Genomic DNA, 23,787 nt, shown 5'->3' with positions numbered 1-23,787 from the left:
GAGTCTTGCTAACAGAGAGAACGATATGAGCCAGCAGCACCAGGACCTGATCGACCGCGACCGCAAGGTCACCTTCCACGCCTCCAGCCACCTGCGCGATTTCGCCCACGGCGACGCCCCGGGCCGCGTGATCACCGGCGGTCAGGGCATCACCATCCGCGACAAGGATGGCCGCGAGTTCATCGACGGCTTCGCAGGCCTGTACTGCGTCAACATCGGCTATGGGCGCACCGAGGTGGCGGAGGCCATCTACCAGCAGGCCCTGGAGCTCTCCTACTACCACACCTACGTGGGCCACTCCAACGAGCCGCAGATCGCCCTCTCCGAGAAGATCATCGAGCTCGCCGGGCCCGGCATGTCCAAGGTCTATTACGGCCTGGGTGGCAGTGACGCCAACGAGACCCAGCTCAAGCTCGTGCGCTACTACAACAACGTGCTCGGTCGCCCGCAGAAGAAGAAAGTGATCTCGCGCATGCGCGGCTACCACGGCTCGGGCCTGGCCACCGGCTCGCTCACCGGTCTCAAGGCGTTCCACGACCAGTTCGACCTGCCCATCGAGGGTATCCTGCACACCGAGGCGCCGTTCTACTACCAGCGTGCCGCCGAGCTGGAGGGCATGAGCGAGCGCGAGTTCTCGGCTCACTGTGCCGCCAGGCTCGAGGCGATGATCCTGGCCGAGGGCCCGGAGACCGTGGCCGCCTTCATCGGCGAGCCGGTGCTGGGTACCGGCGGCATCGTGCCGCCCCCGGAAGGCTACTGGGAGGCGATCCAGGCGGTGCTCACCAAGTACGACGTGCTGTTGATCGCCGACGAGGTGGTGTGCGGCTTCGGGCGTATCGGCGCCGACTTCGGCAGCCACCACTACGCCATCCGGCCCGACCTGATGACCGTGGCCAAGGGCCTGACCAGCGCCTATCAGCCGCTCTCCGGGGTCATCGTCGGTGACCGCGTGTGGCAGGTGCTGGAGCAGGGCACCGGCGAGCATGGCCCCATCGGCCACGGCTGGACCTACTCCGGACACGCCCTGGGCTGTGCCGCGGCGCTGGCCAATCTCGAGATCATCGAGCGCGAGCGGCTGACCGAGAACTCGCGCGATACCGGCGCCTACCTGCAGCAGGCCATGGCCGACGCCTTCGGCGACCATCCCATCGTCGGCGACGTGCGTGGGGTGGGCATGCTGGCGGCGCTGGAGTTCTCCGCCAACCCGGAGAAACGCGCACACTTCGACCCGGCGCTCAAGGTGGGCCCGCGCATCTCCGCCGCGGCTCTCGACGAGAACCTGATCGCCCGCGCCATGCCCCAGGGCGACATCCTCGGCTTCGCGCCGCCGCTGATCGCCACCCGCGACCAGGTCGACGAGATCGTCGCCCGCGCCCGCCGCGCCGTGGATCGCGTCACCGACGAGCTGGTGCGCGAGGGCGCCCTCAAGGCGGTGGCCGCACCTGTCGCCTGATCCGGCGCTCACCCCACGCGGCCTTCGGGCCGCCTCATCGCCGCGGGCCTATCCCGCGGCGACCTCACCGCCACCGACCTCGACGTCCTGGTCGAGCGGCTCGGCTGGCACGGTAGGGAAACACGAGGCCCCGCGAGCTCACGCTCGCGGGGCCTCTGTGTGGGCAGGGCAAGTGGGCAGGGCAAGTGGGCAGGGCAAGAGAGTAGCCAGCCGGTGCATCGCGCACTGAACCCGGCGGCGCGCCGGGACTCTCACGTCAGGAGACCCCCACTCGTCGAGGGGAGCCGCAGGGATGACCATCATGATGCCAAGTCGTAGCGCCCTCACCGGGCACCGCCTGCTGCTGTTCAGCCTCGCCTGCCTGGCGTTGGGCGTGTTGATGCTGGCGGGCCAGGCCGCGGTGCAGGCCCAGCAGGGCGAGTCACGCAGTGCGCTGGTGATGCACCTGGAGGGCGCCATCGGCCCCGCTACCGCCGACTACTTTCGCCGCGGCCTGGCGCGTGCCGCCGAGGCGGAGGCGGAGCTGGTGGTAGTAGAGATGGATACCCCAGGTGGCCTGGACGCCGCCATGCGCGACATGATCCGCGATATGCTCGCCTCCGCGGTGCCGGTGGCGATCCACGTCATGCCGGCCGGTGCCCGGGCGGCCAGCGCCGGCACCTACCTGCTCTACGCCAGCCATGTCGCCGCCATGGCGCCGGCCACCCACCTCGGCTCGGCCACCCCGGTGCAGCTGGGCGGAGGCGGCGGGCTGCCGGGGCTGGGTGACGCCGACCCCGAACCCGAGACACAGGAGGCGGGCAGCGAGGATGGCGACGACCCGGCGGGCGAGGGCGAGGCGGCCCCGGCGGAGGAGCAGGCCGATCAGGCGCCGGCCAGGCGCCGCGGCGAGACCGCCATGGAGCGCAAGGTGCTCGAGGACGCCGTGGCCTACATCCGCAGCCTGGCCGAGCGTCACGGCCGCAACGCCGACTGGGCCGAGGCGGCGGTACGCGAGGCGGTCAACCTTACCGCCGAGGAGGCACTCGAGGAGAACGTCATCGATGTGGTGGCCCGCGACCTCGATGAACTGCTCGCCCGGATCGACGGGCGCACGGTGGTGATGGACGACGGCGAGCGCAGCCTGTCCACCGCGGGGCTGGCCATCGAACGCTTCGATCCCGACTGGCGCACCCAACTGCTGGCGGTGATCACCGACCCCAACGTCGCCTATTTCCTGATGATCATCGGCTTCTACGGGCTGATCTTCGAGCTCTCCAACCCGGGCAGCCTGGTGCCGGGTACCATCGGCATCATCTGCCTGCTGCTGGCGCTGTTTGCCTTCCAGGTGCTGTCGGTGAACTATGCGGGGCTGGCGCTGATCCTGGTGGGGCTGGCGCTGATCGTGGGCGAGGCGCTGATGCCCAGCTTCGGCATCCTCGGTATCGGCGGCATTGCCGCCTTCGTGATCGGATCGGTGATACTGATGGACGCGGAGAACCTGAGACTCTCGTTGCCACTGATCGGCGGGGTGGCGCTGATCGCCTCGGCGCTGATGCTATGGGTCATGCTGCGCTTCACTGGCCTGCGCCGTCGGCGTGCCCGCACCGGGCAGGAAGAACTGATCGGCCACGCGGCGGTGGCGCTGGAGGACTTCACCGGCAGTGGCCACGTGCGCCTGATGGGCGAGCGCTGGAACGCCCGCAGCGACGAGCCGGTGGCCCGGAACCAGGCGGTGCGGGTTGTCGCGGTGGACGGCCTGACCCTGGAAGTGGCGCCGCTGGCGTCATCCGGGTAAGGCAAGCGGGGAGACGGCAGCCGCCGTCTCCCGATCGATCAAGGAGTGGCAACCATGTTGATTTCCTATCTCGTCCCCGTCGTGCTGTTGGTGATGCTGCTGGCAGCCTCGATCCGCATCCTGCCGGAGTACAGGCGCGGGGTGGTGTTCTTCCTCGGGCGCTTCCAGTCGGTGAAGGGGCCTGGGCTGATCATCATCATCCCCGGCATCCAGAAGATGGAGGTGGTCGACCTGCGGGTGGTGACCATGGACGTGCCCGAGCAGGACGTGATCTCGCGGGACAACGTCACCGTCAAGGTCAACGCGGTGCTTTACTTCCGGGTGGTGGACCCCGAGAAGGCGATCATCCAGGTGGAGAACTTCACCCAGGCCACCAGCCAGTTGGCCCAGACCACCCTGCGTTCGGTGCTCGGCAAGCACGACCTCGACGAGATGCTCTCCGAGCGCGACAAGCTCAACGATGATATCCAGGAGATCATCGACAGTTCCGCTGAAAACTGGGGCATCAAGGTCGCCAACGTCGAGATCAAGCATGTCGACCTCGACGAGAGCATGATCCGTGCCATCGCCCGCCAGGCCGAGGCGGAGCGCGAGCGGCGCGCCAAGGTGATCCATGCCGAGGGTGAGCTGCAGGCCTCCCGCAAGCTGGTGGAGGCGGCCAACGTCATGGCCGAGAACTCGGCGGCGCTGCAGTTGCGCTACCTGCAGACCATGAGCGACATGAGCAACAAGAACGCCTCGACCATCGTCTTCCCGCTGCCCATGGACATCATGGAGGCCTTCCGCCATCTCAAGGCCTCCCCGGCCGCCCAGGCGCGCACGGGCAATCAGGGGCCGGAGGAGGGCGGCGCCTCCTGATCTCCTGATGCCACGGCCAACTGGCCGTGGCATGCTGAGGGGCCCATCGCGATATCGAGGTTGCCTTGAGCCCCGCTTCCCTCTCGTACCGCCAGCAGGGCCTGCTGATGACCGGCGGCGGTGCCCTGATCATTTCCCCCGACGCCTTGCTGATCAAGGTGATTGGCCTGCCCGACGCCGAGATCCTGATCTGGCGTGGGCTGCTCACGGCACTCGGCTTCATCGCCATCGCCGTCGCCCGCCACGGGCGCGGGGCGCTCGCGGCCTACCGGCGCTGCGGCTGGACCGGCATCGGCGTGGCGCTGCTCTTCAGCCTCTCCACCTTCGGCTTCGTGCTGGGCAACCAGTACACCCGCGGCGGCAACGTGTTGATGATCCTGGCCGGGGCGCCGCTGATCGCCGCACTGCTCTCACGGCTGTGCCTGAATGAGCGCCTGCCCCGGCGTACCTGGCTGGCGATCTTCGCCTGCCTGGTCGGCATCGCGCTGATCGCCATGGACGATGCCGGGGCGGGTTCCTGGCAAGGCAACGCCTTTGCGCTGCTCGCCGCCACGGCGATGGCGGCCAACTTCACGCTCTGTCGCACTCGTCCGGGGGTCGACATGAGCCCCATGCTCACCCTGGCGGGGGTGATCGTGGCGGCCACCGCAACGCTCTATGGCCTGGCCGGCCCCGGTATCGCGCTGCCCTCCGGCACCACCCTGGCGTGGCTGCTGCTGCTCTGCCTGGGACTGCTGCCGCTGGGCTTCACCCTGCTCCAGCGCGGCCCCCTCTACCTGCCTGCCGCAGAGGTGGGGCTACTGATGTTGCTGGAGGTGGTGGTCGGCACGCTCTGGGTGTGGTGGCTGCTCGGCGAGCGCCCGACGACGGCGGCCTTCGCCGGCGGCGCCCTGGTGCTCGGCAGCTTGCTGGCCAAGGGGCTGGTGGACCGGCATGTCGAGCGTCGCCAGCGGGCGCTGGGTGCAGTGCAGCACGAGCCCTGCTAGAATGCCGCGCTCCTGTCGCACGCACCCCATGGCCCCGTCGCCGGTGTCGCCTCGATGTCGAGCAAGGGAATAGACATGACATGATGACTCTCCTGGCAGGGCTGGTCACACCGCCCTAGCGCACTCCTCTTAATGCCCTCGGCGATGCCGCCGTCTTCGAGGCGACATCGCGCGACATCATCATGATGACTCGGGTGCCCCTGCGCGCCGCCCCACTCGTGACTCACAGCCTCTTCGCCGCCTGCCGTGGGCGACACGCCCCTGGCGGATGCCCGCTGGGCATGCGAGCGACAGGACGCCGACGCCTCACGGCCCCTCCATTCCCCCGACTGGACCGCAGCATGTACGAAAAGATGAAACAGAGCTGGTTCTCCAACCTCAAGGGCGACACCCTCTCGGGAATCGTCGTCGCCCTGGCGTTGATCCCCGAGGCCATCGCCTTCTCGATCATCGCCGGCGTCGACCCCAAGGTCGGCCTCTACGCCTCCTTCTCCATGGCGGTGATCATCGCCTTCGCCGGCGGTCGGCCGGGGATGATCTCGGCGGCTACCGGTGCCATGGCGCTGCTGATGGTCACCCTGGTCAAGGAGCACGGCCTGCAGTACCTGCTGGCCGCCACCCTGCTCACCGGGGTGTTGCAGATCCTTGCCGGCTACCTGCGCCTCGCCGACCTGATGCGCTTCGTGTCACGCTCGGTGGTTACCGGTTTCGTCAACGCCCTGGCGATCCTGATCTTCATGGCCCAGTTGCCGGAGCTGACCGGGGTGACCTGGCATGTGTATGCCATGACCGCGGCGGGCCTGGCGATCATCTACGGCTTCCCCTACCTGCCGAAGGTGGGCAAGCTGCTACCGTCCCCGCTGGTCTGCATCCTGGTGCTGACCGCGGTCTACCTGCTGACCGGCATGGAGATCCGCACCGTCGGCGACATGGGCGAGCTGCCCGACACCCTGCCGGTGTTCCTGTGGCCCGAGGTGCCGCTGAACCTCGAGACGTTGATGATCATCCTGCCCTATTCGGTGATGCTTACCGTGGTGGGCCTGCTGGAGTCGATGATGACCGCCACCATCGTCGACGACTTGACCGATACCCAGAGCGACAAGAACCGTGAGTGCAAGGGGCAGGGGCTGGCCAACATCGGTACCGGGCTGATCGGTGGCATGGCGGGCTGTGCGATGATTGGGCAGTCGGTGATCAACATCAAGTCGGGTGGCCGCACCCGGCTCTCTACCCTCGTCGCCGGCGTGGCGCTGCTGCTGATGGTGGTGTTCCTCGCCGACTGGGTCTCGCAGATCCCCATGGCGGCCCTGGTGGCGGTGATGATCATGGTCTCCATCGGTACCTTCAGCTGGGAATCGATCCGCGACCTGAAGAAGCACCCGATGAGCACCAACATGGTGATGCTGGCCACCGTGGCCGTCACCGTCGGCACCCACAACCTGGCGATCGGTGTCTTCGTCGGCGTGCTGCTCGCCGCGATGAACTTCGCCAACAAGGTGGGCAATATCCTCTACATTGGCAGCGAGGAAGATGACGAGGGCAACGCGCGGGTCTACCAGGTGGTGGGCCAGGTGTTCTTCGCCTCCTCCGAGCGCTTCGGCAAGGCCTTCGACTTCAAGGAGACCCTGGAGAAGGTCACCATCGACCTGTCGCGCGCTCACTTCTGGGACATCACCGCCGTCCAGGCCCTGGACCGCATCGTGCTCAAGTTCCGGCGCGAGGGCACCGAGGTGGAACTGGTCGGCCTCAACGAGGCCAGCGCCACCATCGTTGACCGCTATGCGGTGCACGACGACCCCGAGGCGGTGGAGAAGCTGATGGGCGGCCATTGACGTCCGTCTCGATGGGGGAGAACGTGACACCATGACCCAATACGCCAGTATCAGGACAAGACGATGACCGAACAGGTAATGGCCGCCATCGACGGCTCGAAGTTCTCGGAAGGCGTGTGCGACTACGCCGCCTGGGCCAGTCGGGCGCTAGATGCACCGCTGACCTTCCTGCACGTGAACGACAACCACCCCCAGACCGCCGAGGCCGACCTCTCCGGCAGCATCGGCTTGGGGGCGCGGGAGCATCTGCTGGAGGAGCTCGCCCAGCTGGAGGAGAGACAGGCCAAGGTGGCCCAGGAGCAGGGCCGGCGGATGCTCAAGGCGGCCCGGGAGCGCGCCGTGGAGAGCGGTGTCGCCGAGCCCGCTGGCCGCCAGCGCAACGGTACCCTGGTGGAGACCCTCGAGGAGTTGGCCGACGAGATCCGCCTGCTGGTGGTAGGCAAGCGCGGCGAGACCGCCCACCTGGACAGCGGCCACCTGGGCTCCAACCTGGAGCGGGTGGTGCGCACCCTGCACCGCCCGATCCTGATGGTGCCGCACACCTACCGGCGTCCCGAGCGGGTGATGCTGGCCTTCGACGGCAGCAAGACCACTCGCAAGGGGGTCGAGATGCTGGCCAGAAGCCCCCTCTTCGAGGGTGTGCCGGTGCACGTGGTGATCGTCGGTGCCGAGACCGGCGACAACCGCTCCCAGCTCGACTGGGCGCTCGGCACCCTGCGCGACGCCGGTCATGAGGCCGAGGGCGCCATCCGCGCCGGCGAGGTAGAGGCGACCCTGCGCACCTACCAGGAGGAACACGGGATCGACATGTTGGTGATGGGCGCCTACGGCCACTCGCGCATCCGCCACCTGCTGGTGGGCAGCACCACCACCGAGATGCTGCGCCGTGCGAAGGTGCCCGTGCTGCTGCTGCGCTGAGGCGACTCCCTCCCAGATTCGACCCGACGCCCCGGGCGCGAGAGCGCACGGGGCGTCGTCGCCTCCCACGCCTCGTCACGAGAAAACCCCGGCCAGGATGGCCGGGGGCGAGCAGCGCTTCGCTCAGGACGAGGAAACTAGCCTTTCACGCCGCCGGCGGTGAGCCCGCCGATGATCCAGCGCTGGCAGACCAGGAAGGCCACGGTGATGGGCAGGCCCGAGAGCACCGCGGCGGCGGCGAAGTTGCCCCAGCGCTGGTTGTGGTCGGCCAGGTACTGCTGGGCCCCCACGGCGAGCGTCAGCTTGTGCTCGTCGACCAGCAGCACCGAGGCCATGGGGTACTCCATGATGCTCATCACGAAGGCGAGGATGAAGACCACCATCAGGATCGGCACCGACAGCGGCAGCAGGATGTAGCGGAAGGCCTGCCAGGTGCTGGCGCCGTCGACCATGGCGGCCTCCTCCAGAGAACCGTCGATGGATTCGAAGTAGCCCTTGATGGTCCAGATGTGCAGGGCCACCGCCCCCAGCGAGGCGACGATCAGGGCGCCATGGGTGTTGATGCCCAGCCAGGGCACCAGCTGGCCCAGGCGATCGAACAGCGCATAGAGTGCCACCAGCGAGAGCACCGCCGGGAACATCTGGAAGATCAGCATGCCCTTGAGGATCGGCGCCTTGCCGCGGAAGCGCATGCGAGCGAAGGCGTAGGCGCTGGTGGTGGCGAGCGCCAGGATCAGCAGCGACGACACCAGCGCGACCTTCACCGAGTTCCACAGCCACAGCAGCACCGGGAAGGGTGGCTGGACCACGCTGCCGTCGGCCCGCTCCCAGGGGATGCCGAAGGCCAGGGCCCAGTGCTCCAGCGAGAAGCGCTCGGGAATCAGGCTGCCGCTGGCGAAGTTGCCCTCGCGGAAGGAGATCGAGATCACCAGCAGAAGCGGGAAGACGATCAGCGAGACGAAGCCGAGCAGCGCTAGGTGGGCGGCAAGCCGCCGGGCACGGATCGAGCGGGGTTGAACCATGTCCATGACGGTATCTCCTTTTCAGACCTTGACCCTGGACAGCCGCAGGTTGAGCAGCGACAGGCCGGCCACCAGCAGGAAGATCAGGGTGGCGATGGCGGCGGCCAGGCCGAAGTTCTGGCCGGCATCCTGGAAGGCGATGCGGTAGGTGTAGCTGACCAGCAGGTCGGTGGTGCCCGCCGGCGTGCTGGCGCCGAGGATGTCCGGGTTGCCGCCGGTGAGCAGGGCGATCAGGACGAAGTTGTTGAAGTTGAAGGCGAAGGCGGCGATCAGCAGGGGCGTCAGTGGCCTGATGATCAGCGGCAGGGTGATCCGGAACAGGTTGGTGAGCGGACCGCCGCCGTCCACCGCCGAGGCCTCGAAGAGGTCCCGCGGGATCGACTGGATCAGCCCCATGCACAGCAGCAGCATGTAGGGGTAGCCGAGCCAGGTGTTGACCACCAGCAGCATCGTGCGGGCCAGCCAGGGGTCGGTGAACCACTCCGGGCGAATGCCGAACAGGCCGTCGAGGATCATGTTCACCTCGCCGAAGTGCTGGTTGAACATCCCCTTGAAGATCAGGATCGAGATGAAGGCGGGTACCGCGTAGGGCAGGATCAGCAGCGTGCGGTAGATCGCCTTGCCGCGCAGCTGATCCCACTGCAGCAGGGCGGCCAGCACGAAGCCCACCGCCAGGGTGAACAGCACGGTCAGCCCGGCGAAGGCGAAGGTCCAGACGAAGATCTGCAGGAAGGGGCCGCGGATGTCCGGGTCGGCGAAGATCCGGGTGTAGTTGTCCAGGCCGACCGCCACCGGCCACCCCGGGGTGATGGTCTCGCCGTCGTCGGTGACGAAGAAGCCGATCTGCTGGTCCGGCGTCAGCACCCGGTCGTCGCGGCGGTCGAACAGGCTGCCGTCGTCGCGGGCCTCGTAGCGGTCGAGCATCGGGGCGAAATGGCGCAGCCCCGACATGCGCAGCTCGAGGCCCTCGGGGGTGACCAGGCGCAGTCCCTGCAGGGCGCCGCGGGCGGCGATCACCTCGCGCATCGGCAGCGGTTCGGCAGCCGGGGCCCGGTCGGCGGGCTGGACGCCGATCCGGCGCTCCTCCCGGTTGGCCAGGTTAAGCGGCGGGCTCGTGAAGCGCTTGGCGCCTTCCCCGGTCGGGCCGCCCTCGGCTTCCAGGTAGAGCCTGACGAGCTCGCCCTCGCGGTGCAGCGAGAAGCCGAAGGCGGCGCCCTCCTCCTGATAGGTGCGCGAGAGGAGCTGCGCGCGGACCCGCTCCTCGCTGAGCAGGTTGCTCGAGCTGTAGTTGCTGAAGCTGATGCCGAAGGTGTAGACCAGCGGGAAGATCACGAAGACGCCGAGGCCGGCCACGGCGGGGAAGATGTAGCGGTGACTCATCAGGCTGCGGCGGGTGAAGACCACCGCCAGGGCGGCGCCCAGCACCAGGAAGAGCAGCGCGAACATCCATTGGCCGTTGAGGTGGAAGGCGACGACCAGCCACATCAGGCCCACGACCAGGGCGGCGACCAGGGCGCGGGCCGCCCAGCGGGCGTAGCGTTCCGCGGGATGGCGCGACCGGTGTCGCGGCAGCCCCCGGGAGGCGTTGGTGGTGTACATAGCGAGTGTCCTGCGGGAGCGGCCGACGGCAGGGCCGCCGGCCGGGGTGGTGAGTCGGCTTACTGGCGCATGCGGCGGGCGGCGGCGTCCAGCGCCTCCTGCGGGGTCTGGCGGCCACTGCCGATGTTCTGCAGCGCCGGCTCCATGGCGGCCCAGAAGGCGCCCATCTCGGGGATGTTGGGCATCGGCATGCCGATCTCGGCGTTGGCCAGGGTGGCGGCGATCGCGGGGTCCTCCGCCAGCTCCCGCTGGTAGGCCACATGGGCCACCGCGCCCAGGGTGCCGTCGCCGTTGAAGGTACGCAGCCCCGCCTCGTCGAGCAGGTAGTTCTCGAGGAACTCCACGGCCAGGAAGTCGTTGGGCGTGGCGGCGTTGATCATCGCCGTCATGACGCCGAACATCGGCCTGGCGCGCTCGTCGCCCACCCTGGGCAGCAGGGCCACGCCGTAGTCGATCCCGCTGCGCTCCAGGTTGCCCCAGGCCCAGGGCCCGCTGATCATGGTGGCCACCTCGCCGCGATTGAAGCGGGTATCCATCACGCTGTAGTCGGTGCCGCGGGGCACCACGTCCCGTTCGATCAGCTCGCGCAGCAGCTCGGCGCCCTGCAGGGCCCCCGCGTTGTTGACCCCGATGTCGCTGACGTCGAAGCCCGTCTCGGTCTGGCGGAAGGGGTAGCCGCCGTTGGCCGCCAGCAGGATCCAGCCGTAGTAGGGCTCGCTGTAGTCGAAGAGGATCGCCTTCCTGCCCTGCTCGGCCAGCTCGGCATCCAATGCCATCAGTTCGGCGAAGCTCTCCGGGGCCTCGTCGACGAGCGCCTTGTTGTAGATCAGCCCCAGCGACTCCACGGAGATCGGGTAGCCGTAGGTCTCGCCGTTCCACAGGGTGGCGTCCCAGGTGAAGTCGAAGTAGCGGCCACGGAAGTCGTCGCTCGGGGAGAGCGGCGTCAGCAGCCCGCTCTGGGCCCATTCGCCCAGGCGGTCATGGGCCCAGATCACGATATCCGGGCCCTGTCCGCTGCCGGCGGCCTGCTGGAAGCGGTCGGTGAGGTTGTCGGGATGGACGACCTCCACCTCGACCCCGGTATCGGCGGTGAACCGGCGGCCGACCTCTCGGATGCCCTCCGGCCCCTTGTTGTCGCCCATCCAGATGGTCAGCTTGTCGGCGTCGAAGGCCACGGCGGGCAGGGCGAGGCCGCTCCCCAGGGCGGCGGCCAGCAGCGGGAACAGGAAACCACGGCGTGATGGCGTCATGGGACTGGATCCTCCAGGCTGTTGTTGTGCGGTGGCGCCCCGGGTGGAGCGTCATGACGGAGGCGTCCAGCGTCGCCAATCCCCCGCTCGACGTCCTCCTCCCCGGGGGGCGCAGGGGTGGCGTACGGGTGGGGCGTAGGGCACGGGGCGAAGGGGGAGAGGGCGAAGGAGAGGAGGCGCGGGGCGGCAGGCCCCGTCGGTTCAGGGGCAGCTGGCGCCGATCACCAGTTCGGTGGGCAGCAGGCTGGGTTCGGCCGGAGCGAGGCCGAGGATGATGCGGGCGGCGGTGCGGCCCTTCTCGGTACTGTCCTGGCGGATCGTGGTGAGGCGAGGGGCCCGGTACTGCCCCTCGGCGATGCCGTCAAAGCCGGTGATCCGCAGGTCCCCGGGGATGCGCAGGCCGCGCTGCTCGGCCAGGGTGACGGCGGTCAGCGCGATGCGGTCGGACATGCAGAGCAGCAGGTCGGGGCGCTCGTCGTCTGGCGAGTCGAGGATCGCCTCGATCACCGGGGCGCAGACCTCGAAGGTGTTCTCCTCGATGTTCCACATCGGCACCCCGGCCGGGTCGATCCCGTGCTCCGCCAGGGCGCGGTGGAAGGCGGTCAGGCGCGAGCGGGTGATGGTCTGATCGGCTCCCAGCAGGGCATGGGCCGGGGTGATGCGGCCGTTGCAGGGCTCGGCGGTGAGGCGCAGGTTGACGATGGCCGGCCGCCGCGGGGGCGTCCGCAGGGCGTGGCGGGCGATGGCGAGGCAGGCGGCCTCGTTGTCGACGTGGACGGTGGGGCGGCCGGCGATTTCGGAGTCCACCGAAACCAGCGAAGCCTGGGCAGGCAGCCGGCCGAGCAGCGAGGGGCTCGGCATCAGGCCGTAGACGATGAAGCCGTCGGCCATGCTCGCCGAGCCCGGGACCTGGCCCTGGGTCTGGCGCGAGGAGAGCAGCAGCAGGGTGTGGCCCTGGGCGTCGAGCACCTCGGCCACCCCCGAGAGGAACTCGCTCGCCACGGCGTCGTTGAGGCTGTAGGTGAGGCTCTCGGCGAGGATCACCGCGATGATCCGCGAGCGCCCGGTGCGCAGGCTGCGCGCCTTGGCATCGGGGCCGTGGTAGCCCAGCCGGCTGGCCTCGCAGAGGATGCGCTCGCGCAGGGCGGGCGAGAGCTGGTCCGGCCGGTTGAAGGCGTTGGAGACGGTGGCGGTGGAGACCCCGAGCTCACGGGCCAGGTCCTTCAAGGTGATGCGGCGCGTTGGTGCGGTCATGGCCTTCCCTGGTCGTTGGCGACCCGCTGACAAGGATACCGACCCTGGCCCGCGGGGGACAGGGCCGGTGCGTGCTCATGCGCCGCTTCAGGCCACGGCTCGGGCCCGGCTGGCCTTCAGGGCGCGATCGTTCGCATCGAACAGGTGCACGTGTTGCGGGTCCGGCACCAGCGCCACCCGCTGCCCCTCCTGCCAGCGGCTGGGCGCCTCGCTGCGATGGATCAGCAGGGTCTCGCCGGCCCTGGGTTCCAGGTAGACGTAGACCTCGTTGCCCAGGTACTCGACGTTGACGATCTCGAAGGCGTTGTCGCCGCTGGCCGCCTCCAGGCGCAGGTGCTCGGGGCGAACGCCCAGGGTCAGCGCCGTGCCGGCGGCATGCTCGCCCGCCGCCTGGGGCAGGCTCAGCTCGCCGATGCCCTCGACCTGCACCCGGCAGCCCGCCTCGGCCTGGCCGGCCAGGCTCGCCGGCATGAAGTTCATGGTCGGCGAGCCGATGAAGCCGGCGACGAACCTGGTCGCCGGCCGCTGGTAGAGCTCGTGGGGGCTGCCCACCTGCTCGATGCGTCCGCCGTTGAGCACCACGATCTTGTCGGCCAGGGTCATGGCCTCCACCTGGTCGTGGGTGACATAGATCATGGTCGAGCCCAGCCGGTTGTGTAGCCGGGCGATCTCGTTGCGCATCTGCACGCGCAGCGAGGCGTCCAGGTTGGAGAGCGGCTCGTCGAACAGCAGGATGCGCGGCTCGCGGGCCATGGCGCGACCCATGGCCACGCGCTGGCGCTGGCCGCCGGAGAGCGCCTTGGGCTTGCGGTCGAGCAGCTCCTCGAGCTGCAGGATGCGCGCCGTGGCCATCACGCGATCCTCCACCGTCTCCTGGCTGGCCTTGGCCAGCTTGAGGCCGAAGGCCATGTTCTCGTAGACGGTCATGTGCGGGTAGAGGGCATAGGACTGGAACACCATGCCCACGCCGCGCTCCCGGGGCGGCAGCTCGTTGACCACCGTCTCGCCGATGCTGAGCGTGCCGTCGCTGATCGACTCCAGCCCGGCGATCAGCCGCAGCAGGGTCGACTTGCCGCAGCCCGAGGGGCCGACGAAGACCACGAACTCGCCGTCGCCGATATCCAGGTCCACGTCCTTGATGATGTGGGTGCTGCCGAAGACCTTGTTGACCTTGTCGAGAGTGACGCTTGCCATCTGATGACTCCTTGCCGGCCCCGCGCCCTTGGCGTTCTCGTCGGGGCCGGCCTGTTGTTATGGTGAGCTGCGATCGTTCAGGATACCGCGAACCAGGCGGCCTGGTAGGCCGGCAGCCGCAGGGTGTCGCCGTCGAGGGAGGCCGTGAAGCCATGGCCCTCGAGGGCGTGGTCGACCGCCAGCGGCAGCCGGGTCTCCCGGGGCTCGGCGGTCAGGTTGAAGAGGCAGAGGATCCGCTCGCCCGCCCTTTCGCGGACGAAGCCGAGCAGCGCGTCGCCCACGTCGACCAGGCGCAGCTCGCCGTCGAACAGCGCAGGGTGCCTGGCGCGGAACGCCAGCAGGCGGCGGGTGGCGTTGAGCACCGACGCGCTGTCGTCCTCCTGCCGCGCCACCGAGAGGGGCAGGTGGCGCGCCTCCACGGGCAGCCAGGGCTCGACGCCCGGGGCGGTGAAGCCGCCGTTCGCGCTGTTCTCCCAGGGCATGGGGGTGCGGCAGCCGTCGCGGCCCTTGAACGCCGGCCACAGCACCTTGCCGTAGGGGTCCTGGAGGCGCTCGAAGGGCACCTCCGCCTCCGGCAGGCCCAGCTCCTCGCCCTGGTAGAGGCAGACGCTGCCGCGTAGCGAGAAGAGCATGGCCAGGGCCGCCTTGGGGTAGGCGAGCGGGTCCTCATCCGCGCCCCAGCGCGTGGCGCTTCTCACCACGTCGTGGTTGGAGAGCGCCCAGCAGGGCCAGGCGTCGCCGGCCAGGCGTTGGAAGCGCTCGATCACTTCGCGTAGATAGGCCGCCGAGTGGGGCGCGTTGAGCAGGTCGAAGGTGTAGGCCATATGCAGCTTGTCGCCGCCGGCGGTGTACTCGGCCATGCGCTCCAGCGGATTGTCGTCGCCGATCTCGCCCACCGTGGTGGTCCCGGGGTACTCGTCCATCAGCGCGCGCAGCTCGCGCAGGAAATCGAGGTTCTCCGGGCGGCTCAGGTCGTAGACGTGGCGCTGCCAGGTGTAGGGGTTGGCCTCCGGGGCGCCCAGGGTCTTGGCCTCCCCCTCGGGGACCGGCGGGTTGTCACGCAGCTCGGCGTCGTGGAAGTAGAAGTTGACGGTGTCCAGGCGGAAGCCGTCCACCCCCAGCTCCAGCCAGAAGCGCATGTTGTCCAGCTGGGCGGCCCTCACCTCCGGGTGGTGGAAGTTGAGGTCCGGCTGGCTGGTCAGGAAGTTGTGCAGGTAGTACTGGCGGCGGCGCGGGTCGAAGGTCCAGGCCGGCCCGCCGAAGATCGACAGCCAGTTGTTGGGGGGCGTGCCGTCGGGCTTGGGGTCGGCCCACACGTACCAGTCGGCCCTGGCGTTGGTGCGATCGGCGCGGCTCTCCTGGAACCAGGGGTGCTGGTCGGAGGTGTGGCTGATCACCTGGTCGATCATCACCTTCAGGCCCAGCGCGTGGGCCCGGGTCAGCAGCGCCTTGAAGTCCTCGAGCGTGCCGAACATCGGGTCGACGTCGCGGTAGTCGCTGACGTCGTAACCGAAGTCGAGCATCGGCGAGGTGAAGAAGGGCGACAGCCAGATGCCGTCCACGCCCAGCGAGGCCACGTAGTCCAGCTTCTCGGTGATGCCCGTGAGGTCGCCGATGCCGTCACCATTGGCGTCCATGAAGCTGCGCGGGTAGATCTGGTAGATGACGCCGCCGCGCCACCAGAGGGTATTGTCTTGCATCTTGGATTCCGTGAATGACATGAGAGGCTTACCCCTTGACCGCGCCGGCGGTGAGGCCGGAGACGATACGCCGCTGGAAGATGATCACCAGCACCACCAGGGGCACGGTGACGATCACCGAGGCGGCCATGATCGGGCCCCAGGGCAGCTCGTAGGCGCTGCCGCCGGAGAGCAGGGCGATGGCCACCGGCACGGTGCGCTGGCTGTCGGTCAGGGTGAAGGTCAGAGCGAAGAGGAACTCGTTCCAGGCGGCGATAAAGGCTAATAACCCTGTCGTCGCCATGGCCGGCCACATCAGCGGCAGGAACACCTTGGTGATGGTGACCAAGGGGGTGGCCCCGTCCATAATCGCCGCCTCCTCGAGCTCCATGGGCAGCTGGCGCATGAAGGTGGTCAGCACCCAGACGGTGAAGGGCAGGGTGAAGATGGTGTAGCTCAGGATCAGGCCGCCCGGGTTGTTATAGAGGTTGAGCGCGCGGATCACCTCGAAGAGCCCGGAGAGCACCGCTACCTGGGGGAACATCGATACGCCCAGGATCACCAGCAGCACCGTGGAGCGGCCGCGGAAGCGCACCCGGCCCAGGGCGTAGGAGGCGGTGATGCCGAGCAGCAGGGCGATGAACACCACGCTGGTGGCGACCAGGATCGAGTTGAAGATCGCCTGGATGAAGCTGCGCTGGGTGAACACCTGCACGTAGTTGGCGAGATCCCAGGTGCTGGGCCACAGCTCGACCCGGAAGAGGTCGCCGGACGGCTTGAAGGAGGTGATCACGGCGTAATAGAAGGGGAACACGGCGACGACCACCACCAGGGCCACCAGCCCCCAGAAGCCGACCCGTGCGGCGAGCTTGTTGAACCAGCGCGAGGTCATGCGTCACCTCCCAGGTTGAGTTGCTTGCGGCCCAAGTAGAGATAGGCGATGGTCGCCAGGGCGATGATCAGGAACAGCAGGGTCGAGGCGGCGCTGCCGTAGCCCACGTCCTGGAACTCGACGAGCTGCTGGCGGGCGTAGATCGACATGGACATGGTGCTGGTGGAGTTCGAGGTCAGCACGTAGATGACGTCGAACACCCGCAGGGCGTCGAGCAGGCGGAAGATCACCGCCACCATCAGCGCCGGGGTGATCAGCGGCAGGGTGACCCGGAAGAACACCCTGACCGGGTGGATGCCGTCCACCTCGGCGGCCTCGTAGCAGTCCTTGGGGAGCATCTGCATGGCGGCCAGCGCCAGCAGGGCGACGAAGGGCGTGGTCTTCCACACGTCGACCATGATCACCGCCCACATGGAGTAGCTGGCATCCGCCGTCCAGGCGATGGGGTCGGCGATGAGGCCCAGCGTCATCAGCAGCTCGTTGATGATCCCGAACTGGTCGTTGAGCATCCAGGCCCACATCTGCGCCGAGACGATGGTGGGGATCGCCCAGGGGATCAGCACCGCGGCGCGCACCAGGGTGCGGCCCTTGAACTCGGCGTTGAGGATCAGCGCGACGATCACCCCGAACACCACCTCCAGCGACACCGAGACGATGGCGAAGAAGAAGGTGTTCCACACCGAGCGCCACCAGACGGGGTCGGCGAGCACGCCGTACCAGCGGCCATCGTCCAGGACCAGGTAGTTCTCCAGCCCGATGAAGAAGACGTTGCCGAGGTCCGACAGCGAGGCATCGGTGAAGCTGAAGTAGAAGGTGCGGATCAGCGGCCAGCCGGCCACCAGGGCCAGGGTCACCAGCATCGGCGCCAGGAAGGTCCAGGCGGCGCGCACCCGCTGGCGGCGTACCTTGGTGCTGCGGTACTGGCCGGAGAGGGGGCGCGCCGCGGCGGGCGCGCTGTCGTTGACGGTAGAGGTCATGGGAAGGCTCCCGGTTACCAGTTGCGGCGCTTGACGCGCGAGAGCTCGCGCTCGAGGTCGGCCACGGCCTGCTCGCCGCTGCGGCTGCCGGAGAGCACGTCATGGCTGGCGCTGAAGAAGGCGTTGCTGACCCGGCCGTAGGCGTCACCGGTCACCGCCGAGGGGCGGGCCACGGCGTTGACGAAGGTGTCGTAGAGCTCGCCGAAGAAGGGCACGGCCTCCAGCACCTCCTCGTCCTGGTAGAGGGCCTCGAGGGTCGGGTTGTAGGAGGCCTCGATAGCGCGACGCTTCTGCTCGTCATGCCCGGTCAGGAAGGCGACCAGGTCCACGGCCAGTTCGGGATTCTCGCTGTAGCGGGAGACCGCCAGGTTCCAGCCGCCCAGGCCCGCCGCGTTTCTGCTCTCGCCGCCATCGCCGCCCGCCGGCAGCTGGGTCACGCCGACCTTGTCGCGCACCTCGCTGCCCTCGCTCTGGGCCAGGGACCAGGCATAGGGCCAGTTGCGCATGAACACGGCATTGCCGCCCTGGAAGACCCCGCGGGCCTCCTCCTCGGTGTAGTTGAGGACCCCGTCGGGAGCGATGTCGCCGACCCAGCTGGCGGCCAGGTCCAGGGCGGCCGCAGCGCGGGGGTTGTTGATGCTGATCTCGCCGTCGGGCTCCACCAGGGTGCCGCCACCGTGGCTCGCCACCCACTCCAGGGCGTTGACGGTCAGACCCTCGTAGGCCCGGCCCTGGAACACGAAGCCGTGCATGCGCTCGTTGCCGGCCTCGCGTTCGGCCGCCTTGATCTCGCGAGCGATCTCGGTAAGCTCGGCCCAGGTCGCGGGTGCCTCGAAGCCGTACTTCTCGAGCAGGTCCTTGCGGTAGTAGAGCACCCCGGCATCGGTGAACCAGGGCATCGCCACCAGGCGGCCATCGACGGTGTTGTTCTCGACGATCGCGGGGAAGTGTCCCTTGCCGGCCTCGTCACCCAGCGCCTCGCGCAGGTCGAGCAGGTGGTTGGCGAGCAGGCCCGGCCAGACCACGTCGATCTGCATCACGTCGATGTCGCTGGAGTTGGCGGAGAGGATCTGCTGGTAGAGCGACAGGCGCTCGGTGGAGGAGTTGGGGGTGGAGACGATATCGACCTCGTGGCCGGTCTTTTCCTCCCAGGTGCGCACGCCCTCCTCGCAGAGGGTCAGCTCGGCGCCGACGGCGCCACAGGAGATGGTCAGGTCCGCCGCCTGGGCGTGGCCGGTGCCGGCCAGCGCGGCGGAACCCAGGGCGATGGCGGTGATGAGAGGCGTCTTGAGCATGGGATAATCCTCGTCGGCTTGTTGTTGTGGGGGCTTGCGAGCGGTGGATGGCGTGTCTTAAACGATTAAGTTCGTGGCGACAGTTAAGATCATGGCCCTGGCTCCATCAACCTAGACTTTTGTCGAAGCCTGGCCGCGCGGCCTGGCGTGAGCGCCTGCTTACCTCGCCGGCGAAGGGGAAGGGGAGTGAGGGTCTGGTTAAGAGGCCTTCGGCAGGGAGGCGCTGCATTAGACATTGGTCGCGTTCTTCGCTCATGACGTTGAGGGGGGTGGGCTTAAACGATTAAGTTTCGATTGGCTTGTCCAGCCGCCTCCCCCGACTCCCGCCGCGTCGGGCACGTCATGGGACTGAATCGATACAGACCGGGGCCGGCATGGGCGACAGTCCACAACAACAAGGGATGACACCACCATGAACGCCGTCATGTTCAAGACCCCCCTCGCCATTGCCATCACCGCCGCCGGCGTGGCGCTGAGTGGCGCCGCCAGCGCCGACAACCACGGGCTGGAGCAGCGCCTGGCCGAGCTCGAGGCGCGTATCGCCGCCGCCGAGCAGCGAGCCGATGCCGCCGAGCAGCGCGCCGAGATCGCCGAAGCCGAGGCCCAGGGGCGGCTCTCCGCCGACGAGGTCGAGGCACGACTGGCCAGGGTCGAGCGCCAGGCCAGCGGCGAGGAGGGCTTCTCCTTCAACGTCTATGCCCGCTCCGGGCTGCTGCTGGGCGAGGATGGCAAGAGCCTGCCGGGCGGGCCCTACGTGACCCCCGCCGGTCCGCTGGGCGGCGCCGTGGGGCGGCTGGGCAACGAGGGGGATACCTATGTCGAGGGCATCTTCAACTACCGGATGCGCTACGACAACGGCGCCCGGGCCCACTACCGGATGATGCTCGCCGACTCGGTCAGCACCAGCAACGACTGGACCGCCGACGAATCGAACCTCAACGTGCGCCAGGTCTATGCCGAGTTCAGCGACCTGCCGAGCTTCACCGGCGTCTTCGAGAACGCCTCGATCTGGGCCGGCAAGCGCTTCGATCGCGACAACTTCGACATCCACTGGATCGACAGCGACTTCATCTTCCTGGCCGGCACCGGCGCGGGTATCTACGACATGCAGCTGGCCGAGAACTGGACCTCCAACCTGTCGCTCTACGGTCGCAGCTTCAGCGACTTCGACATCATCGGCAGCGAGGACCCGGGCAGCACCGACAGTCTGACCCTCACCTCCAACAACTATGTGGGCAACTGGCAGTTCATGGTCAGCGGCCTCTCCGCCGCCGACAACGACGAACGCGACATCGAGGCGGGCCAGACGGCCGCCGACAGCGGCTTCCACACCATGGTGGCCTACCACGGCGACAGCTTCTTCGGCCTGGGGGAGGGTAACTTCAAGGCGGCGCTGATCCATGGTCAGGGCCTGGGCGCGGAGGCCAAGGTGCTGGGCGCCGACGGCGCGCTGACCGATGACGCCCAGGCGACCCGCCTCGGCCTCTACGGCACCACCTACCTGGCTCCGACCTGGCGCGTGGCGCCTTCGCTGCTCGCCGAGACCAGCCGGGACCGCTACGTGCAGGGCGACGAGTTCACCTGGGCGGGCCTCAACGTGCGCCTGGCCAACGAGCTGACCGAGAACTTCGAGATGCAGTACGAGGCCAGCTACCAGTATATGGACCTCGACCAGGGCGCCGGCGGCAACGCCGTGAAGGGAGACTTCGGCAAGTTCACCCTTGCCCCGACCTTCAAGCCCCAGGTGGGTGGCTTCTGGCAGCGCCCGGAGGTCCGTCTCTTTGCCTCCTACACTGACTGGAGCGAGGAGCTGAACGAGTACGGCGGCAGCTTCGGCGAAGACGGCTTCACCGGGGGCCAGTGGAGCTTCGGCGTCCAGACCGAAGTCTGGTTCTGATGGCAGGGGCCCGGCGCCGGCCGGGCCCTGTCGGCTGTTTCGATCCTTGCCCGCGGCCCTGGCCGCGGGCTTTTCGCAGGCCCATCCGATGCCAGGGAGCCGTCATGACGCTGATCCCGAACAAGCTGGCGCCCCCGGCGCTGCCCCTGTCGCTGGTGGCGCGTTCGCGCCTCAACGATCACTTCGTGCTCGACGAGCGGGTCCGCCTGCTGGTGGTCGAGGCGCCTCCCGGCTATGGCAAGAGTACCCTGGTGGCCGAGCGCCTGCCCGCCCTGGAACAGCGTGCCGCCTGGCTGAGGCTGGACGGCCGCGATGACGCCCCCCGGCGTTTCGCCGAGGGCTTCCGGGCCATGCTCGGCGAGCTCGGTGACGCCCCCCTCGCGCCGCTCGAGGAGGACGCCGCCCTGGACGATGCCATGGAGGCCTGGCTTGCCGCGCTGCCCGCCGTGGCGGCGCCGGCACGGCTGGTGCTCGATGGCTTCGAGCACCTCACCGAGCCCGCGATCCTCGCCGCCCTGGTGACCTGGCTGCGCCACCAGCCGCCCTGGCTGACCCTCACCGTGATCTCTCGCCGCCGCCCGGCCCTGGGGCTGCCGGCGCTGCGGCTGCGCGGCGAACTGGAGGAGATCGGCATGGCCGAGCTGGCCTTCGACCTGGAGGAAGCCCAGACCCTGTGTGCCGAACAGCTGAGCTTCCCGCCGACCCGGGTCAGCCTGGAGCGCGCCCTGCGCCGCACCGGCGGCTGGGCCATGGCGCTCGACTGGCTGATCCAGCGGACCACCACCCGGGCGGGATTCGACCGCCTGGTGGACCGGCTCGACGGCCCGCATCCCGACTTCGTCGCCTGGTTCGATGACCTGATCGATGTCGGCGACCGCGAGCTGCTGCTGCAGCTGGGCGTGCTGGAGCGCTTCTCGCCACCCCTGGTGGCGAGGCTGCTGGAGGGGGATGGCCTCTCCCAGCGGCTCGAGGCCCTGGAGCAGGCCGGCCTGTTCCTGGAGCGTCCCGACCCCGATGATCACTGGCTGCGCCTGCATCCGCTGTTCGCCCGCTACCTGTGCTTTCGTCGCCATGAGCTGAGCCTGTCGCGCCAGCGGGCGCTCCACCGGCGCGCTGGTGAGGCGTGGCTGTCGCTGGGCGAGCCGGCGCTGGCCCTGGCCCAGCTCATCGAGGCCGACGACCCGGAGGCCCTGGCCGCCCAGGTCGAGGCACAGGGGCCCTCCCTGCTGGCTGGGGGGCACTTCTCGCTGCTGGCGCGTGCCCTGGACCGGCTGGGCGATACGTGCCTGGCCGCCGCGCCGAAACTGGCCCTGCTGCAGGGCTGGGTCTCCCATGCCCAGTACCAGTTCGGGCGTACCCGGCGAGTCATCGACTGGATCGAGGCCCAGCTCGAGGCGCCCGAGTGGCAGGCGCTGGCCGCCGAGTTCGCGACCCTGCGCGCCCAGCTGGCCATCAACGAGGGGAACGCCGAGCGCGCTGCCCCGCTGGCCGAGCAGGCGCTGGCGCTGCCGGCGCGCTACCTGGCGGCCACGCCCGCCTCGGCGGCGGCGATACGCGCCGAGGCGCGATTCGTCCAGGGCCACCTCGAGGCCTCGCTCGGGGAGGTGGCCGAGGTGGAGCGCGAGGCCACCCGCATCGGCGACGACCGGCTGCTGCTCTGGTCGCTCTGTCACCAGTCGGAGACCCTGGTCGCCCAGGGTCGGCTGCAGGCCGCCCATGACGTCCAGGAGCGCGCTCTGGCGCATCTCGAGCGCAGCGGCCTGGATCGGCTGCCGGTGGCGGAGTTCCTCTACCGCATCCGCAGCCAGCTGCTGTGGGAGTGGCAGCGCCTGGACGAGTCGGAGCAGGCGGCGCTGGCCGGGATCGCGGTACTCGACCGGCAGGGCAAGCGCTGGACCCTGCAGTGCCACGTCAGCCTCGCCAAGCTCGCGCTCTCCCGCGGCGACCAGGCCCAGTGCGCCGACCACGTGCGGCGCCTGCGCCAGATCCTGGCCGAGGGCGACTACCATGCCGACTGGCAGGCCAATGCCCATGCCACCCTGCTGGCCTGGTGGCAGGCCAACGGTGACCTGGACGCCGTGGCACGCTGGTGGCAGGAGGCGCCCCCCGGCGATCCCGAGGCGGCCACCAACCACTTCGCCCAGTGCAACCTGCGCAACCATGCCCGGGCGCTGACCCTGCTCGGCCGCCATGACGAGGCCGCCGGGCTGCTAGAGGCGCTGCAGCGCCGGGCCGAGTCGCTGGGGCTGGTCACCGACACCAATCGCAACCGGCTCTGCCTGGCGGCCCTGGCCTGGCAGCGCGGGGGGCGTGAGGAGGGCCTCGAGCACCTGCGCGAGGCCCTGGTCCTGGCCACCCGCACGGGACTGACGGGGAGCTTCCTGAGGCTGGGATCGGCCCTGCCCGAGATGCTCACCGAGCTGCTCGCCGGGGACGGGCTGGAGCCGCTGGCTCGCCGCCATGCCGAGCGGCTGCTCGAGCTGGCCCGGCGCCAGCGCGACTTCACCAGCGCGGTGCGGCTGATGCTCGACGAGTCGGTGATCGCCGATATCGTCGCGCGCCCCGACGTTCCCGAGCTGATCCGGGTCTCGCCGTTGACCCGGCGCGAGTGGCAGATCCTCGGGCTGATCCATGCCGGCCTCTCCAACGAACAGATCGCCGACCAGCTGTCGGTGGCGCCCACCACGGTCAAGACGCATATCCGCAGCCTCTACCAGAAGCAGGGCATCCGTCGCCGCGAGGAGGCCGTGGCGCTGGCCGCCGACCTGCTCTCGCGCATTCAGGGGGAGTAACCTCCGCCCCCCGACTACGCCGCCCCCTCCGTCCCCGGGAGGATGTCCGCCTGGCCGCTGCGGCGCACCATGAGCCTGACCCTTGCCATGGCCGGGTTCCGGCGCGTGGCCC

The 23,787-nt window shown here is 69.0% G+C and carries 17 protein-coding genes; 8 read left to right on the top strand and 9 right to left on the bottom strand.

What is annotated here, in order from left to right:
* Positions 1–25 precede the first annotated feature (25 nt).
* From NFH66_RS12415 to NFH66_RS12390, 6 genes are all read left to right on the top strand, one after another.
* Complete coding sequence (locus tag NFH66_RS12415) at positions 26–1,453, top strand: aminotransferase (protein WP_349610540.1); 1,428 nt, start codon at positions 26–28, stop codon at positions 1,451–1,453.
* Between the two features lie 301 nt (positions 1,454–1,754).
* Positions 1,755–3,230, top strand: a complete 1,476-nt coding sequence (locus NFH66_RS12410) for an NfeD family protein (protein ID WP_349610539.1) — start codon at positions 1,755–1,757, stop codon at positions 3,228–3,230.
* A 54-nt stretch (positions 3,231–3,284) separates the two neighbouring features.
* Entirely contained in the window at positions 3,285–4,088 is an 804-nt protein-coding gene (locus tag NFH66_RS12405) for a slipin family protein (RefSeq protein WP_349610538.1), read from the top strand.
* A 107-nt stretch (positions 4,089–4,195) separates the two neighbouring features.
* The gene (locus tag NFH66_RS12400) at positions 4,196–5,074 is read left to right on the top strand and encodes a DMT family transporter (RefSeq protein ID WP_502878676.1); all 879 of its coding nucleotides are present in this window, start codon (positions 4,196–4,198) and stop codon (positions 5,072–5,074) included.
* 341 nt (positions 5,075–5,415) lie between these two features.
* Complete coding sequence (locus NFH66_RS12395) at positions 5,416–6,906, top strand: SulP family inorganic anion transporter (protein ID WP_349610536.1); 1,491 nt, start codon at positions 5,416–5,418, stop codon at positions 6,904–6,906.
* Between the two features lie 63 nt (positions 6,907–6,969).
* On the top strand, positions 6,970–7,824 hold the full coding sequence (locus NFH66_RS12390) for a universal stress protein (protein WP_349610535.1): 855 nt from the start codon (positions 6,970–6,972) through the stop codon (positions 7,822–7,824).
* 137 nt (positions 7,825–7,961) lie between these two features.
* Here the strand turns inward: NFH66_RS12390 and malG are convergent, their stop codons facing one another.
* The 9 genes from malG to NFH66_RS12345 all read right to left on the bottom strand — a co-directional run bounded on the left by malG (position 7,962) and on the right by NFH66_RS12345 (position 18,986).
* The gene (gene malG, locus NFH66_RS12385) at positions 7,962–8,852 is read right to left on the bottom strand and encodes a maltose ABC transporter permease MalG (RefSeq protein ID WP_349610534.1); all 891 of its coding nucleotides are present in this window, start codon (positions 8,850–8,852) and stop codon (positions 7,962–7,964) included.
* Positions 8,853–8,867: 15 nt separating this feature from the next.
* Positions 8,868–10,445 carry a maltose ABC transporter permease MalF gene (gene malF, locus NFH66_RS12380; protein ID WP_349610533.1) on the bottom strand — a complete coding sequence of 526 codons (1,578 nt, stop codon included), beginning with the start codon at positions 10,443–10,445 and terminating at the stop codon, positions 8,868–8,870.
* A gap of 59 nt (positions 10,446–10,504) precedes the next feature.
* On the bottom strand, positions 10,505–11,695 hold the full coding sequence (gene malE / locus NFH66_RS12375; protein WP_349610532.1) for a maltose/maltodextrin ABC transporter substrate-binding protein MalE: 1,191 nt from the start codon (positions 11,693–11,695) through the stop codon (positions 10,505–10,507).
* 201 nt (positions 11,696–11,896) lie between these two features.
* Positions 11,897–12,949: a LacI family DNA-binding transcriptional regulator gene (locus tag NFH66_RS12370; RefSeq protein ID WP_300271270.1), complete on the bottom strand. Its 1,053-nt coding sequence runs from the start codon at positions 12,947–12,949 to the stop codon at positions 11,897–11,899.
* 87 nt (positions 12,950–13,036) lie between these two features.
* Entirely contained in the window at positions 13,037–14,143 is a 1,107-nt protein-coding gene (locus NFH66_RS12365; RefSeq protein ID WP_349610531.1) for an ABC transporter ATP-binding protein, read from the bottom strand.
* Between the two features lie 77 nt (positions 14,144–14,220).
* On the bottom strand, positions 14,221–15,843 hold the full coding sequence (locus NFH66_RS12360) for an alpha-glucosidase family protein (RefSeq protein ID WP_349610530.1): 1,623 nt from the start codon (positions 15,841–15,843) through the stop codon (positions 14,221–14,223).
* Positions 15,844–15,871: 28 nt separating this feature from the next.
* Entirely contained in the window at positions 15,872–16,714 is an 843-nt protein-coding gene (locus NFH66_RS12355) for a carbohydrate ABC transporter permease (protein WP_349610529.1), read from the bottom strand.
* Complete coding sequence (locus tag NFH66_RS12350) at positions 16,711–17,691, bottom strand: carbohydrate ABC transporter permease (protein WP_299313064.1); 981 nt, start codon at positions 17,689–17,691, stop codon at positions 16,711–16,713. Before NFH66_RS12350 ends, NFH66_RS12355 begins: the two co-directional genes overlap by 4 nt.
* Before the next feature lie 14 nt (positions 17,692–17,705).
* Entirely contained in the window at positions 17,706–18,986 is a 1,281-nt protein-coding gene (locus tag NFH66_RS12345) for an ABC transporter substrate-binding protein (RefSeq protein WP_349610528.1), read from the bottom strand.
* Between the two features lie 412 nt (positions 18,987–19,398).
* On the opposite strand from NFH66_RS12345, the gene NFH66_RS12340 reads away from it, so the two are divergent.
* Positions 19,399–20,883, top strand: coding sequence for a carbohydrate porin (locus NFH66_RS12340; protein WP_349610527.1), 1,485 nt, complete (start codon positions 19,399–19,401; stop codon positions 20,881–20,883).
* Between the two features lie 104 nt (positions 20,884–20,987).
* Complete coding sequence (gene malT, locus NFH66_RS12335) at positions 20,988–23,675, top strand: HTH-type transcriptional regulator MalT (protein WP_349610526.1); 2,688 nt, start codon at positions 20,988–20,990, stop codon at positions 23,673–23,675.
* Positions 23,676–23,787: the final 112 nt, after the last annotated feature.

Origin of the sequence: Halomonas sp. H10-9-1, from assembly GCF_040147005.1 — a bacterium.
GTDB lineage: Bacteria > Pseudomonadota > Gammaproteobacteria > Pseudomonadales > Halomonadaceae > Halomonas.
The sequence above is the reverse complement of the archived record's forward strand: the minus strand, read 5'-3'. Positions and strand labels throughout refer to the sequence as shown.

Excerpts from the sequence above, each read along its gene's own strand:
- malT (WP_349610526.1), top strand. The coding sequence starts at position 20,988 with ATGACGCTGATCCCGAACAAGCTGGCGCCCCCGGCGCTGCCCCTGTCG.
- NFH66_RS12365 (WP_349610531.1), bottom strand. The coding sequence starts at position 14,143 with ATGGCAAGCGTCACTCTCGACAAGGTCAACAAGGTCTTCGGCAGCACC.
- NFH66_RS12395 (WP_349610536.1), top strand. The coding sequence starts at position 5,416 with ATGTACGAAAAGATGAAACAGAGCTGGTTCTCCAACCTCAAGGGCGAC.
- malF (WP_349610533.1), bottom strand. The coding sequence starts at position 10,445 with ATGTACACCACCAACGCCTCCCGGGGGCTGCCGCGACACCGGTCGCGC.
- NFH66_RS12390 (WP_349610535.1), top strand. The coding sequence starts at position 6,970 with ATGACCGAACAGGTAATGGCCGCCATCGACGGCTCGAAGTTCTCGGAA.
- NFH66_RS12405 (WP_349610538.1), top strand. The coding sequence starts at position 3,285 with ATGTTGATTTCCTATCTCGTCCCCGTCGTGCTGTTGGTGATGCTGCTG.
- NFH66_RS12350 (WP_299313064.1), bottom strand. The coding sequence starts at position 17,691 with ATGACCTCTACCGTCAACGACAGCGCGCCCGCCGCGGCGCGCCCCCTC.
- NFH66_RS12400 (WP_502878676.1), top strand. The coding sequence starts at position 4,196 with ATGACCGGCGGCGGTGCCCTGATCATTTCCCCCGACGCCTTGCTGATC.
- NFH66_RS12410 (WP_349610539.1), top strand. The coding sequence starts at position 1,755 with ATGATGCCAAGTCGTAGCGCCCTCACCGGGCACCGCCTGCTGCTGTTC.
- NFH66_RS12360 (WP_349610530.1), bottom strand. The coding sequence starts at position 15,843 with ATGCAAGACAATACCCTCTGGTGGCGCGGCGGCGTCATCTACCAGATC.
- NFH66_RS12415 (WP_349610540.1), top strand. The coding sequence starts at position 26 with ATGAGCCAGCAGCACCAGGACCTGATCGACCGCGACCGCAAGGTCACC.
- malE (WP_349610532.1), bottom strand. The coding sequence starts at position 11,695 with ATGACGCCATCACGCCGTGGTTTCCTGTTCCCGCTGCTGGCCGCCGCC.
- NFH66_RS12340 (WP_349610527.1), top strand. The coding sequence starts at position 19,399 with ATGAACGCCGTCATGTTCAAGACCCCCCTCGCCATTGCCATCACCGCC.
- NFH66_RS12370 (WP_300271270.1), bottom strand. The coding sequence starts at position 12,949 with ATGACCGCACCAACGCGCCGCATCACCTTGAAGGACCTGGCCCGTGAG.
- NFH66_RS12345 (WP_349610528.1), bottom strand. The coding sequence starts at position 18,986 with ATGCTCAAGACGCCTCTCATCACCGCCATCGCCCTGGGTTCCGCCGCG.
- NFH66_RS12355 (WP_349610529.1), bottom strand. The coding sequence starts at position 16,714 with ATGACCTCGCGCTGGTTCAACAAGCTCGCCGCACGGGTCGGCTTCTGG.
- malG (WP_349610534.1), bottom strand. The coding sequence starts at position 8,852 with ATGGACATGGTTCAACCCCGCTCGATCCGTGCCCGGCGGCTTGCCGCC.